The organism is Streptomyces sp. CNQ329, assembly GCF_000482585.1.
This window is the reverse complement of sequence record NZ_AXVU01000001.1, coordinates 455,506-469,020: the sequence shown is the minus strand read 5'-3', so window position 1 is coordinate 469,020 and position 13,515 is coordinate 455,506. Positions and strand designations below refer to the sequence as shown.

Below are 13,515 nucleotides of genomic sequence, written 5' to 3'. Positions count from 1 at the left end.
CAGCCATGTGCCAGCACCAGCCACCCTGTCCCAGCGCCCAGTCCACCGACAGGGAGGCGGCGCGCCCGGTGGCGAACCATCCGGAACAGGGCTGGAGTCTGCTCTGCAACGGCGTGCTGCTCTTCGAGGACACGGGCGAGCTGCTGCCCGACGGCCGGATCATCGCGCCGCACCGTCCGCCGAACGCCGAGGACGTGACCGCCGCGGCCTGAGCGGCGTACCCGTCGGACGGCCGGCGCCCGCCGGCCCGTCCAGCGCACCCGGTCCGGCGCGGGACGCCGGGCCGGGTGCGAGACGCGTACAGGCGTACGTCAGGCGTCGTACTCGTCCAACGGGGGACAGGAGCAGACCAGGTTGCGGTCGCCGTAGGCGCCGTCGATCCGGCGCACCGGCGGCCAGTACTTGTCCGCGGGCGTCACCCCGGCCGGGAAGACGGCCTCCTCGCGCCCGTACGGGTGCGGCCACTCCCCCGCGATCTGCGCCGCGGTGTGCGGGGCACCGACCAGCGGGTTGTCGTCCTTGTCCCACTCCCCCGTGCCGACCCGCTCGATCTCCCGCCGGATCGCGATCATCGCCTCGCAGAACCGGTCGAGCTCGCCCAGGTCCTCGCTCTCCGTCGGCTCGATCATCAGCGTCCCCGCCACCGGGAACGACATCGTCGGGGCGTGGAAGCCGTAGTCGATCAGCCGCTTGGCCACGTCGTCGATGGACACCCCGGTCGCCTTGGTCAGCGGCCGTACGTCGACGATGCACTCGTGCGCGACGAGCCCGCCGGGACCCGCGTACAGCACCGGGAAGTGCGGCTCCAGCCGCTTGGCCACGTAGTTGGCGCCGAGCACCGCGACCTGGCTGGCACGGCGCAGGCCGCCGTCGCCCATGAGCTTCATGTAGGCCCACGAGATCGGCAGGATCCCGGCCGAGCCCCACGGCGCCGCCGAGACCGGGCCGACGCCCGTCTCGGGACCGGCGGCCGGCTGCAGGGGATGGTTCGGCAGGTACGGGGCCAGGTGCTCGCGGACCGCGACCGGGCCGACACCGGGACCGCCGCCGCCGTGCGGAATGCAGAACGTCTTGTGCAGGTTCAGGTGCGAGACGTCGCCGCCGAACTTCCCCGGTCCGGCGAGACCGACGAGCGCGTTGAGGTTGGCGCCGTCCACGTACACCTGGCCGCCGGCGGCGTGCACGGCGTCGCAGATCTCCGTGATGTGCTCCTCGAACACGCCGTGCGTGGAGGGGTAGGTGACCATGAGCACGGCCAGCTCGTCGCCGTGCCGCTCGATCTTCGCCCGCAGGTCCTCCGCGTCGACCTCGCCGTTCTCCGCGGTCTTCACGACCACGACCTTCATGCCTGCCATCACCGCGGAGGCCGCGTTGGTGCCGTGCGCGGAGGACGGGATGAGGCAGACCGTGCGGCGCTCGTCGCCGTTGGCGCGGTGGTACGCCCGTACCGCCAGCAGGCCCGCCAGCTCACCCTGCGATCCGGCGTTGGGCTGCAGGGAGACCTTGTCGTAGCCGGTGACGGCGGCCAGGCCGTCCTCCAGCTCGCGGATCAGGGTCAGATAGCCCTCGGCCTGGTCGGCGGGGGCGAAGGGGTGCAGCCCGGCGAACTCGGGCCAGGTGACGGCCTCCATCTCGGCGGTGGCGTTGAGCTTCATCGTGCAGGAGCCGAGCGGGATCATGCCGCGGTCCAGCGCGTAGTCCCGGTCGGAGAGCGCGCGCAGATACCGGAGCAGGGCGGTCTCGGAGCGGTGGCGGTGGAAGACGGGGTGGGTCAGGTACTCGTCGGCGCGCAGCAGCCCGGCGGGCAGCGCGTCGGCGGTCGCGGCATCCAGATCCCCGACGTCCGGCCGGGGGACGCCGAAGGCGTCCCAGACGACGGCCAGATGGTCGCGGACGGTGGTCTCGTCGCAGGAGACGCCCACGTGGTCGGCATCGGTGAGGCGGAGGTTGACGCCCGCGTTGCGGGCGCGGGCGGTGACCTCGGCGGCCCGGCCGGGGACCCGGACGGTGACGGTGTCGAAGAACGCGTCGTGCACCACGTCCGCGCCGCCGGCCCTGAGGCCCGCGGCGAGCACCGCGGCGTAACGGTGGGTGCGCCGGGCGATGGCCGCCAGCCCCTCGGGACCGTGGTAGACGGCGTACATCGAGGCCATCACCGCCAGCAGTACCTGCGCGGTACAGATGTTGCTGGTGGCCTTCTCGCGGCGGATGTGCTGCTCGCGCGTCTGGAGGGCCAGCCGGTACGCCTGCGCGCCGTCCGCGTCCCTGGACACGCCGACGAGCCGCCCGGGCAGGCTGCGCGCGAACTTCTCGCGTACCGACATGTAGCCGGCGTGCGGTCCGCCGAAGCCCATCGGGACCCCGAAGCGCTGGCTGGAGCCGACCGCGATGTCGGCGCCGAGCGCGCCGGGCGAGGTCAGCAGGGTCAGCGCAAGGAGGTCGGCGGCGACGGTGACGACGGCACCCAGTTCGTGCGCCCGCTCGATCACGGGTGCGAGGTCGCGTACGGCACCGGAGGCGCCCGGGTACTGCAGGAGCACGCCGAAGACGCCGCGCTCCGCTGTCCCGGCCGGGATGCCGTCGGCGAGGTCGGCGACGACGATCTCGACGCCGGCCGGCTCGGCGCGGGTGCGCAGCACCGCGACGGTCTGCGGCAGGGTGTCGGCGTCCACCAGGAAGACGCCGTCCTTGACCTTGCCGACACGGCGGGACAGCGCCATCGCCTCGGCGGCGGCCGTGCCCTCGTCGAGCAGCGAAGCGCCGGCGGTGGGCAGTCCGGTGAGGTCGGAGACGACGGTCTGGAAGTTGAGCAGCGCCTCCAGCCGGCCCTGGGATATCTCCGGCTGGTACGGGGTGTACGCCGTGTACCAGGCCGGGTTCTCCATGACGTTGCGCAGGATGACCGGCGGCGTGTGGGTGCCGTGGTAGCCGAGGCCGATCATGGAGGTCAGCACGTCGTTGCGCGCCGCCAGGCCGCGCAGCTCGGCCAGCACCTCGGCCTCGGAGCGGGCCGCGGGCAGCGTGAAGGCGCCGGTGCCCTTGATCGAGCCGGGTACGGCGGCCTCGGTCAGCTCGTCCAGCGAGCCGTAGCCGACCTGGGCGAGCATCTTGGCCCGGTCCCCGGCGTCCGGGCCGATGTGGCGCTGCTCGAAGGGGGTGCCGCGCTCCAGATCGGAAAGCGGGATGCGGTGGGCGTTCGTCTCGGACAAGGGGCCTCCTGGTCGCACGGACCTTCGCGGATGCCCCTGGGCGGGCACCCGTACGGCCTCCCCCTCTGTCATCCGGACCTGAGAGCTTCACCGGTCACGCCCTGACGGGGCGCGGCCCGGCTTGCACCGTCGGTGAGGAGGGACCGCGCCGCGGTCCGCCCCTGCTTTCCAGAGTGACCTCGTCCGTGCGGTACGGGGGCCTGAGAGATTCCGGGGAGGAGTTGCTCCTTCGGCGCCTCCGGCTGGCGGACGGAGGACTCTCCCGCACGGGGTCTGCAGCCACGCTCAGCGTACCAGCGCACGCCTCCGCGCATCCCGGCGCAGGCGCGGCACCGCGGTGCGCCCGGGCGGCTCCGCCGAGTGGCCGCCGGGCGCGTTGTGCCGTTACGTGGAGACAGCGGACTGTGACGAGACGTGGGAGGCACCGTGCAGACCGACATCGACCCCCGGAGCCTGATCGGAGTGCGCGCGTACGACAGCAACGGCGACAAGCTGGGGACCGTCGACGAGGTGTACCTCGACGACGCCACCGGCGCCCCCCAGTGGGCCGCGCTGCGCACGGGCCTGTTCCACCGGGACGCGTTCGTGCCGCTGGGCCCGAGCGAGCTGGCCGACGAAGGGCTGCGCGTGCCCTTCGACCGGGCGCTGATCAAGGACGCGCCGGACTTCGGCGTCGGCCGCCACCTCTCTCCCGCCCAGGAGCTGCAGCTCTACCACCACTACGGCATGGCGCTGCCGCCGGAGGTCGCCAAGACACCCCACCGGCAGGCGCCCACGCCGCCGGACCGGGACTTCGGCGAGGTCGCCGGCTCCGACGGCTGATCAGCCGCCGGGCACCAGCGGCAGCGGGTCGGCGGGCTCCAGCGCCGGGTCGTCCGCGGCGAACGTACGCACCCGCCCGGGCACCGAGCCCGGCACCTCGAACCGCACCGTGACCCTGCCGACGCCGCTGCCCTGCACCCAGCCGGGGCCGAACTCGGCGTGCCGTACGTCCAGCCCCGGAAGCCAGCGCGCGGCTGCCGGTCCCGGCTCGGCCGGGGCGGGCGGCGAGGCCGTTTCGGGCGGCGGCGGCGCCACCGGGCCGTCGGGGTCCACCGGCCCGTGCTGCACGTCCGGCGCCTGGCCTGCCTGCGCGAACAGGTCCTCCTGCGTGAAGTCCGCGAGGCCGCTCACGCCGACACCCAGCAGCCGCACGCCCGCGGTCGTCTCCACGCTGTCCAGCAGCCGCAGCGCCGCCTCGGTGATCACGGCCGGGTCGTCGGTGGGCCCGCGCAGGGTCTCGGAGCGGGTGAGGGTGGAGAAGTCGTACCGCCGGACCTTGAGGACCACCGTGCGCCCGGAACGCCCCGCGCCGCGCAGCCGCGTCACGCACCGCCGCGCCAGCCGCTCCACCTCCGTACGGATGCGGATACGGTCGGTGAGGTCGACGTCGAAGGTGTCCTCGACCGAGACGGACTTGGCGTCCCGGTCCGCGACCACCGGCCGGTCGTCCAGCCCCAGCGCCATCACGTGGATCCCGGTGCCGTGCGCCTTGCCCAGCAGCCGCACCATCTCGTCCTCCCCCGCGTCCGTGACCTCTCCGACCGTGGTGATGCCGGCCCGGCGCAGCACGTCCGCCGTGGCCGGGCCGACGCCCGGCAGCGTGCGCACGCTCATCGGCCCCAGCAGCGCCCGCTCCCCGCCCGGCGGGACCACGACGAGGCCGTCCGGCTTGGCCAGCTCGGAGGCGACCTTGGCCAGCATCTTGGAGGCGGCGAGCCCGACGGACCCGGTCAGGCCCGTGGCGGCCCGGATGCCGGCGCGCAGGCGTCGCGCCACGCCCCGCAGGGCCTCCTCCTCGGCGGGGACGCCGCCGGCTTCGAGATCGACGAACGCCTCGTCCAGGCTCAGCGGCTCCACCAGCGGCGACAGCTCCCCGAGCAGCGCCATGACCTGGCCGCTGACCTGCTGGTAGAGCCGGAAGCGGGGGATGAGGAACGCGGCGTTCGGGCAGAGCCGGCGGGCCATGCCCATGGCCATCGCGGAGTGCACTCCGAAGACCCGTGCCTCGTACGACGCGGTGGCGACCACGCCGCGGGGCCCGAGGCCGCCGACGATCACGGCCTTGCCCTTCAGGCTCGGCTTGGCGGCCTGCTCGACGGCGGCGTAGAACGCGTCCATGTCCAGGTGCAGGACCGACGGCGCGCTTCTCACACGGTGATGGTCCCCCATGGGTACGACATCGGCCCGGCAGCGCCCGTACGGCGGCCGTGACGGCGCCGTACGGGCCGGGGCCCGCGTACGGCAGGCGCGTCAGCCGGCGCGGCTGCGGCGGCGCGCCAGCTCGTCGGCGGCGTTCTGCCCGACCAGCGTCTCGCCGGTGTCGATGCGCTCCGCGTGCAACTGGGCGAGGGCGGCCCGCACGTCGCTCCAGACCACGCCGACGGCGATGCCGAAGATCCCCTGGCCGCCCTGGAGCAGGTCGACGACCTCGTCCGGGGACGTGCACTCGTAGACCGTGGCACCGTCGCTGATGAGCGTCATCCGCCGCAGGTCGGCCGTGTCGGCGGCGCGGAGGTGCCGTACGGCCGTCCGGATGCTCTGCAGCGAGACACCGGCGTCCAGCAGCCGCTTGACGATTCTGAGTACGACGACGTCGTGGAAGCCGTAGAGCCGCTGGGCGCCCGAGCCCTGCGCGGCGCGCACACCGGGCTCCACCAGGCCCGTACGGGCCCAGTAGTCGAGCTGGCGGTAGGTGATCCCGGCCGCGGCGCACGCGGCGGGCCCCCGGTAGCCGACCTCGTCCGGGTCCGCGGAGGCCGCCTCCGGCTGCCTCGCGGGCTCCCCGCCGTGACCGTACAGCGGAACAGGTCCGCCCCCTCCGGCCGCTCTCCCGCCGCCCGTGACCACCACGCCGACCTCCCGCTCCCTGACCTGCCCTCCCGACGGTAGGCAGTCGCCCCGGGCGCGTCAACGAACGCCACACGGGGCACGCCGGGTGCTCATCACCCTACGGGTGGTTTGCCCACGGCCCCCGTGCGGTAGGCCCGGGCGGGCCACCGCGGGCGGCTGTCACTGGGGGTTCGTACCGAAGTCCTCGGGCGTGATCTGGTCGAGGAACTCGCGGAACTTCTCCACCTCGTCCTCCTGCTCGTCCGGGATCGAGATACCCGCGTCGTTGAGCACTCCTTCGCTGCCGTAGATCGGCGTGCCGGTGCGCAGGGCCAGCGCGATGGCGTCGGAGGGGCGGGCGCTCACCTCGGCGCCGCCGGAGAAGACCAGCTCGGCGTAGAAGACGCCCTCCCGCAGGTCCGTGATCCGGACCTCGGACAGCTCCTGGCCGACCGCTTCCAGCACGTTCTTGAACAGGTCATGGGTCAGCGGGCGCGCGGGGGTCATGCCCTGCTGCGCGAAGGCGATCGCCGTCGCCTCCCCAGGACCGATCCAGATGGGGAGGTACCGGTCGCCGCCCACTTCACGCAGGAGAACGATCGGTTGGTTCGAGGGCATTTCCACCCGGACACCCACAACGTCGAGCTCGTTCACACAGCAACCCTAGGCCGACCCCGGCGGTTTTGGGTAGTCGAGCACGGGACCGGTCAGTTGCCGGCAACGCGCAGTGAGGACCGTACGAGGGTCGTGTGCAGCCGCGAGGACAGCTCGATCAGCCGTTCGGCGGTGGTTTCCGCGTGGGCCCGGGTCTGCGGGCTGCGGTGCCTGCGCAGCGGCCCGATGACCTGTTCGACCAGGCCGGCCTCGCGGTCGGCGGCGGCCTTGAGACCACGCAGGTGGCGCGCCTGGAGCCCGTAACTGCCGAGTTCGGCGACGAGGCGGGCGACGGCGGCGGCGTCCGCGTCGTAGAGCCCGTCGGCGTCCGGCGCGACGAGGCCGAATTCCTCCCAGGCCGCCAGCTCGTCCTCGCCGACGGCGGCCGTGCGCAGCAGCGTGGCGCGGTCGATACGGGGATCACGGGGGGCCTCCGCGCCGGCGGAGACCCCGGGGCATGCGCCGGGCACGGGCTCCGCGTCCAACTGCTCACGGATGACCTTCAGCGGGAGGTAGTGATCCCGCTGCATCCGCAGGATCCGGGCCAGCCGCTCGACGTCCGCGGAGCCGAACTTGCGATAGCCGCCCGGCGAGCGCTGCGGCTCCACCAGGCCCTCCGACTCCAGAAAGCGGATCTTGGAGATGGTGACCTCGGGAAACTCCTCGCGGAGTACGGCGAGGACGCCCCCGATGCTCAACTGCCGGTCGCGCCCCCGGTGCCGCTCCGGCCGGTCCGCTTCCGGGGCGGCGGTGCCGCCCTTCGGGGTGTCGCCCATCGCTTCCGTCCCAGTGGTCGTCCGCTCCCGCCGTCAGGCGGCGCGCCGGCTGGCGAAGAAGACCAGCCGGAACTTTCCGATCTGCACCTCGTCCCCGCTGGTCAGCTCGATCTCGTCGATCCGCTCGCGGTTGACGTAGGTGCCGTTGAGGCTGCCGACGTCGGCGACCGAGAACCGGCCGTCAGGGTTCCGGCGGAACTCCACGTGCCGCCGGGAGACCGTGACATCGTCCAGGAAGATGTCGCTCTGCGGGTGCCGCCCGACCGTGGTCAGCTCGCTGTCCAGCAGGAAGCGGGCGCCGGAGTTGGGGCCGCGGCGGACGACGAGCAGCGCGGAACCGGGCGGCAGCGCGTCGACGGCCGCCTGCGCCTCGGGCGACAGCGGCGGCAGCGTCTGCCCGCCGCTGGCGACCTCGGCCTCGTATGCCTCAAGGCCCGAGATGGAGATCGTGGTGGTGGTCTCCGAGGGCCGCTCGGCCACACCTGCCCGCAGCGGAGCGCCGCAGTTGGAGCAGAACCGGCTCGCCTGGGCGTTACGGGCCCCGCACCTGTTGCACACCGGCTGGTCCATGGACTGTGCCTCCTGCTGCGGAACGCCCGCAGCGGCGTCGGGCGGATGCGAGCCGGGGGCGAACCCTCCACCCGCACTTGAGGTTGATGGTTCCCCGAAACCTATGCGGCCCGACGCGGAGGGGTCAACATAGGACTCGCCCTGACCACCCGGAATGTCGCCGGGCGGCGGAGGTGCCTGATCCCGGTACAAGGCGCGCTCGCCGCCCTCGCCGCCCTGGGACGCGGCGCGGTGCCGACCCGGCCGATCCGCCGAGCCCCTCCCGAACAACTTAGCGAACAACTTCACGGGCGATTTCCCCTTGACCGTCGGACAGGCCCGTGTACGAGCAGGTCACTCGACACGCGCATCAGCGGCACCGGACATTCACTGAACGTCCACAACCCCCGGACAGTTTCCCTTACGCGACCACAGCCGATGCGTCGACCCCCCGTTACCTTGAGGTCACGACGACGACCGAGCGTAGTCAGGCCGCTTCTCCCGCCGCAAGGCGTCCACGAGGACCGTGTCCCGGGGCTCGATGGACACCGTAGCCTGCTCCTCCTCCATGGTCTGAACCACCCCACCGGGGATGTTCAGCGCGGGCTCCAGATCCTCGGCGCGGCCGATCACACGGAAGACGTACGGCTGGGAGACCCTGCGGCCGTCGATGGCCACGTCGTTCTCGCCGGCATCGGCGAAGTGCGTACCCGCGACCACGCGCACGCCGTTGATCTGGATCGCCTCCGCGCCGGCCGCGCGCAGCTCCTGGATCGTGTCGAGCAGCATGTCCGCCTCGACCGCGCCGCGGGGGCCACGAACGGTGATCTCGATGCCCGGCCCCTCCGCGGCGACGGTGCCCGCCAGCACGCCGAGCTGGCGCTCCTTGGCCTCTGTCTGGCGGCGCGCCTCCTCGGCCTGGTCGGAGCTGTTCTCCAGCTCCGCCTTCTGGTCCTCCAGCCGCTCGCGCTCGTCCTCCAGACGCTGGGTGCGGTCGTCCAGCTCGTCCAGGATCCGTACGAGATCCTCCTGCCGGGCGCCGCGCAGCGCGCTGGACTCGCCGGTGGAGCGGACCTGGATGGCCAGGCCCAGGCCGAGCACGAACAGCAGCAGGGCGACGATCAGCTGGGAGCGCGTCACTCGGAGCGGCCACACGGCATCGACCAGGCGGCGCCGGCCGGCCCCCAGCGGCTGCCCCGGCCCGCCGCCGGGGGCGGGCTGCTCGGGGGGCACGGAGCCCTCGACGGGCGCCGGGCGCGCGGGCGGCGGGGGCCCGGGGAGCTGCGGCGCGGACGGCTTCCGCTGCACGGGGGGGCGCTGCGCGGAGGGCGGTCGCTGCTCCGGAGGCCGCTGTGCGGGGGGTTTCCGCAGCGGCTGCCTTGCGGACGGCTGCGACCCCACGGGCCCCTGCGGGGGCGGCGAGGGCTGCTGGCGCGGCGGCTTGGGCGGTTGCGGCGGCTGCTCGCGGGAGGCGTGGCGCGGCGGCTGGTGCCTGGGCGCCGGCGGGCGCGGCGTGGTAGGCGGTTCGCCCGGCGTGCCCTGCGGGTAGGCGGCGGGCGGGTCGCCGGGGCGCGGGCTGTTCGGCGAGGTCTCGTCGGACACGGACATCACGCCTGGAAGACGTGCCGCCGGATGGCGGCGGCGTTGGAGAAGATCCGGATGCCGAGGACGACCACGACGCCCGTGGACAGCTGCGCGCCGACGCCCAGTTTGTCGCCGAGGAAGACGATCAGCGCGGCCACGACGACGTTCGACAGGAACGACACCACGAAGACCTTGTCGTCGAAGATCCCGTCGAGCATGGCCCGCAGCGCGCCGAAGACCGCGTCGAGCGCGGCGACGACGGCGATGGGCAGGTACGGCTCCAGGCCCGCCGGCACCACGGGCTGGACCACGAGGCCCATGACGATGCCCGCGACGAGGCCCAGTACGGCGATCACGAGGGGTTGTTCTCCTTCGGTTCTGCGTGGCGTAGGGACAGGCCGGTGGCGGCCGGCAGCCTGAGGTCGTTGCGTGCGGAGATGCCTGCCCTGATGCCGTAGTTGTCCTGAAGCACGTCAAGGTAGTGGCCGTCGGCGTTCTCCCGGAAGCGCTCCAGGAGGCGTTCGCCGTCGCCGATGGCGAGCACCGTGTACGGCGGCGCCAGCGGGCGGTTGTCGACGAGGATGGCGTCGCCGGCGGCGCGGATCGCGGACAGGGCGGTGAGGCGGCGGCCGTTGACGGAGACGGCCTCGGCACCGGCGAGCCAGAGGCCGTTGACGATGCGCTGCAGATCGCGGTCGCGGACCCGGCCGTCGTCGGCGAAGCTCGTGGAGCTGCGCGGGCCGCCGGTCGCGCCGGTGCCCGCGTCGGCGGCGTCGTCGATCACCAGGCGTACGCCGGGGCCCTCGGCCTCGGCCGCCCCGGCCAGCAGCGCCAGCAGGGCCGCCTGGTCGCTCCCGTCCTCCTCCAGCGCCTCGCGCTGCCGGTCGGCCACCTCGCCGTGCAGTTGCTCGACCGTCCTATCGAGGTCGTCCGCCGCGGCGGTCCGGTCCTCGACCCGCTCGATCAGCTCCTCGCGTTCACGGGCGAGGTCCGGCGCCTCGATCCGGGCCTCGGCGGCGCCGACGGTGAGCACCAGCGCGGTCAGCACCAGGCCGGCGGCCAGCCAGGCCCGCCCGCGCAGGCGCTGCGGAAGCCGCTCGCCGCGCGGGCGGGCGCCGTGGCGCGCGGCCGCCTCGGCATACCCGTCGTCCAGGCTGTGATCCATCAGCCGGGTCAGCAGCGACATGGAGGCGTCCGGACGGGGGCGTGCCGGTGCACTGCTCCGTTCGGGGGGCTGCTGCGGCATGCCGGACATCGTTGCACGCCGGGAGCCCCTATGGTGCCGCGACCCCTGGGTTGGGTGAACTCTCGCTCCGCTGTGCCCGCGTCAGTCGCCGCTCCCGTCGCCGCTCCCGTCGACAACTGCGGCCCACTCGTCGAGCAGGGCCTCGGCGGAGTCCTGGTCGGGGCCCTCGGCCCACAGGTGCGTGACCGCCTCGGCGCGGTCCGGCAGGACCAGCACCCAGCGGCCGTCGGCCTCCACGACGCGGACGCCGTCGGTGGTGTCGACGTCCCGGGAGCCCGCGGCCTCCACCACCCGGCGCATGACCATGCCCTTGACGGCCCACGGCGTGGCCAGGTCACGGCCGAGCACGTAGGCCTGCGGGATGCGCGCGTCGATCTGGCTGAGGGTGAGCTGCGTGCGTGCGACCAGGCCGATGAGCCGCGCGAAGGCGGCGGCGCCGTCGAAGACGGAGGAGAACTCCGGGACGATGAAGCCGCCCCGGCCGTCGCCGCCGAAGACGGTGTCGTCCATCCGCGCCACCCGGGCGAGGTCGTCCGGCGAGGTCGTCGTCCACTCCACCTGCGTCCCGTGGTACGCGGCCACCTGCTCGGCGATGCGCGTCGTCGTCACCGGCATCGCCACCCGGCCGCTGCGCCGCTCCGCCGCGACCAGGTCCAGCATGACCAGCAGCGCCCGGTCGTCCTCGACGATCCGGCCCTTCTCGTCGACCAGCGAGATGCGCTCGCCGACCGGGTCGAAACGCACGCCGAAGGCGGCCCGCGCGGAGGAGACGATCTCGCCCAGGCGCACGAGACCGGCGCGGCGCGCCTGCGGCGTCTCGGTCGGGCGGGATTCGTCCAGGCCCGGGTTGATGGTCAGCGCGTCCACGCCGAGGCGGCCGAGGAGGCTCGGGAGCACCAGGCCGGCGCTGCCGTGGGAGGCGTCGACGACGACCTTGAGGCCCGCCTCGGCGATGCCCGCGGTGTCCACGGCGCGCAGCAGCGAGCCGGTGTAGGAGTCGAAGACGCTGGCGGGGAAGCTCAGGTCGCCGATCTCACCGGGGAACGCGCGGCGGTACTCCTGGCGGGCGTAGACGCGGTCGAGCTTGCGCTGCGCGGCCTGGGAGAGGTCTGCCCCGCGCTCGTCGAGGAACATGATGTCGACGGAATCCTGTACGCCCGGAGTGGTCCGGATCATGATGCCGCCGGCGCTGCCGCGCGCGGTCTGCTGCCGGGCCACGGGCAGCGGCACGTTCTCCAGGTCCCGTACGTCTATGGCGCTGGCCTGGAGCGCGGAGATCACCGCGCGCTTGAGCGCACGGGCCCCGCGGGAGTGGTCGCGCGCGGTGGTGACACTGGAGCCCTTCTTCAGCGTCGTGGCGTACGCGCCGGCCAGCCGGACGGCCAGCTCGGGGGTGATCTCGACGTTGAGGATGCCCGAGACGCCGCGGGCGCCGAAGAGGTGGGCCTGACCGCGCGACTCCCAGATCACCGAGGTGTTGACGAATGCGCCCGCTTCGATGGTCTTGAAGGGGTAGACCCGCACATTGCCCTGGATGATCGATTCTTCGCCGATCAGGCACTCGTCGCCGATGACCGCGCCGTCCTCGATCCGCGCGGCGCGCATGACGTCGGTGTTCTTGCCGATGACGCAGCCGCGGAGGTTGCTGTGGCCGCCGATGTAGACGTTGTCGTGGATGACGGTGCGGTGCAGGAACGCACCCTGCTTGACGACGACGTTGGAGCCGAGCACCGAGTGCTCGCGGACCTCGGCGCCCTGCTCGACCTTGGCGTAGTCGCCGATGTAGAGCGGACCGCGCAGCACGGCGTCGGGGTGCACCTCCGCGCCCTCGGCGATCCAGACGCCGGGCGAGATCTCGAAGCCGTCGAGATCGAGGTCGACCTTGCCCTCCAGCACGTCGGCCTGCGCCTTGACGTAGCTCTCATGGGTGCCGACGTCCTCCCAGTAACCCTCCGCCACGTAGCCGTAGATGGCCTTGCCGTCCTTCATCAACTGCGGGAAGACGTCACCGGACCAGTCGACCGAAGCGTCCGCTTCGACGTAGTCGAAGACCTCGGGCTCCATCACGTAGATGCCGGTGTTGACGGTGTCGGAGAAGACCTGGCCCCAGGTGGGCTTCTCCAGGAACCGCTCGACCTTGCCCTCCTCGTCGACGATGGTGATGCCGAACTCCAGCGGGTTGGGCACCCGGGTGAGGCAGACGGTGACGAGCGCGCCCTTCTCGCGGTGGAAGGCGATCAGGTCGGTGAGGTCGAAGTCGGTGAGGGCGTCACCGGAGATGACCAGGAACGAGTCGTCCTTCAGTGCCTCCTCGGCGTTCTTCACGCTGCCCGCGGTGCCCAGCGGACGGTCCTCGTTGGCGTAGGTGAGCTCCATGCCCAGCTCCTCGCCGTCCCCGAAGTAGTTCCGCACCAGTGAGGCGAGGAACTGGACGGTCACCACCGTCTCCGTCAGCCCGTGGCGTTTGAGCAGCCGCAGGACGTGCTCCATGATCGGCCGGTTCACCACCGGCAGCAGGGGCTTGGGCATGCTCGCGGTCATGGGGCGCAGGCGGGTGCCTTCGCCCCCAGCCATCACGACGGCCTTCATATCGGAAGCGTCCTCCTTGGGCGTGAGACGGCGATGC

12 protein-coding genes and 1 riboswitch are annotated in these 13,515 nt (G+C 73.0%); of the genes, 2 read left to right on the top strand and 10 right to left on the bottom strand.

Annotated features, from left to right (window positions below):
• Positions 1-5 precede the first annotated feature (5 nt).
• Entirely contained in the window at positions 6-212 is a 207-nt protein-coding gene (locus I003_RS0102030; protein WP_027769958.1) for a DUF5999 family protein, read from the top strand.
• Positions 213-311: 99 nt separating this feature from the next.
• Here the strand turns inward: I003_RS0102030 and gcvP are convergent, their stop codons facing one another.
• A complete protein-coding gene (gene gcvP / locus I003_RS0102025) occupies positions 312-3,209 on the bottom strand; it encodes an aminomethyl-transferring glycine dehydrogenase (RefSeq protein ID WP_027769957.1) in 2,898 nt (965 codons plus the stop codon).
• 178 nt (positions 3,210-3,387) lie between these two features.
• Positions 3,388-3,484, bottom strand: a riboswitch (glycine riboswitch).
• 139 nt (positions 3,485-3,623) lie between these two features.
• Here gcvP and I003_RS0102020 point away from each other — a divergent pair.
• Positions 3,624-4,031, top strand: a complete 408-nt coding sequence (locus I003_RS0102020; RefSeq protein ID WP_027769956.1) for a PRC-barrel domain-containing protein — start codon at positions 3,624-3,626, stop codon at positions 4,029-4,031.
• On the opposite strand, the gene I003_RS0102015 is transcribed toward I003_RS0102020, so the two are convergent.
• The 9 genes from I003_RS0102015 to I003_RS0101975 form a co-directional block, all read right to left on the bottom strand.
• Positions 4,032-5,402, bottom strand: a complete 1,371-nt coding sequence (locus I003_RS0102015) for a DNA polymerase IV (RefSeq protein ID WP_027769955.1) — start codon at positions 5,400-5,402, stop codon at positions 4,032-4,034.
• A gap of 99 nt (positions 5,403-5,501) precedes the next feature.
• Entirely contained in the window at positions 5,502-6,050 is a 549-nt protein-coding gene (locus I003_RS0102010) for a MerR family transcriptional regulator (protein ID WP_078563668.1), read from the bottom strand.
• 210 nt (positions 6,051-6,260) lie between these two features.
• A complete protein-coding gene (locus I003_RS0102005) occupies positions 6,261-6,734 on the bottom strand; it encodes a bifunctional nuclease family protein (RefSeq protein WP_027769953.1) in 474 nt (157 codons plus the stop codon).
• 53 nt (positions 6,735-6,787) lie between these two features.
• Complete coding sequence (gene ftsR, locus I003_RS0102000) at positions 6,788-7,510, bottom strand: transcriptional regulator FtsR (protein WP_027769952.1); 723 nt, start codon at positions 7,508-7,510, stop codon at positions 6,788-6,790.
• Between the two features lie 33 nt (positions 7,511-7,543).
• On the bottom strand, positions 7,544-8,368 hold the full coding sequence (locus I003_RS0101995) for a double zinc ribbon and FHA domain-containing protein (protein ID WP_078563650.1): 825 nt from the start codon (positions 8,366-8,368) through the stop codon (positions 7,544-7,546).
• 156 nt (positions 8,369-8,524) lie between these two features.
• Positions 8,525-9,367: a DUF881 domain-containing protein gene (locus tag I003_RS0101990; protein WP_027769950.1), complete on the bottom strand. Its 843-nt coding sequence runs from the start codon at positions 9,365-9,367 to the stop codon at positions 8,525-8,527.
• A gap of 299 nt (positions 9,368-9,666) precedes the next feature.
• Entirely contained in the window at positions 9,667-9,999 is a 333-nt protein-coding gene (locus tag I003_RS0101985) for a small basic family protein (RefSeq protein ID WP_027744874.1), read from the bottom strand.
• The gene (locus I003_RS0101980) at positions 9,996-10,889 is read right to left on the bottom strand and encodes a DUF881 domain-containing protein (protein WP_486584052.1); all 894 of its coding nucleotides are present in this window, start codon (positions 10,887-10,889) and stop codon (positions 9,996-9,998) included. The genes I003_RS0101985 and I003_RS0101980 overlap by 4 nt, the downstream gene beginning before the upstream one ends.
• Positions 10,890-10,970: 81 nt before the next feature.
• The gene (locus I003_RS0101975; RefSeq protein WP_027769948.1) at positions 10,971-13,478 is read right to left on the bottom strand and encodes a mannose-1-phosphate guanyltransferase; all 2,508 of its coding nucleotides are present in this window, start codon (positions 13,476-13,478) and stop codon (positions 10,971-10,973) included.
• Positions 13,479-13,515: the final 37 nt, after the last annotated feature.

Excerpts from the sequence above, each read along its gene's own strand:
- I003_RS0102030 (WP_027769958.1), top strand. The coding sequence starts at position 6 with ATGTGCCAGCACCAGCCACCCTGTCCCAGCGCCCAGTCCACCGACAGG.
- ftsR (WP_027769952.1), bottom strand. The coding sequence starts at position 7,510 with ATGGGCGACACCCCGAAGGGCGGCACCGCCGCCCCGGAAGCGGACCGG.
- I003_RS0101980 (WP_486584052.1), bottom strand. The coding sequence starts at position 10,889 with ATGCCGCAGCAGCCCCCCGAACGGAGCAGTGCACCGGCACGCCCCCGT.
- I003_RS0101975 (WP_027769948.1), bottom strand. The coding sequence starts at position 13,478 with ATGAAGGCCGTCGTGATGGCTGGGGGCGAAGGCACCCGCCTGCGCCCC.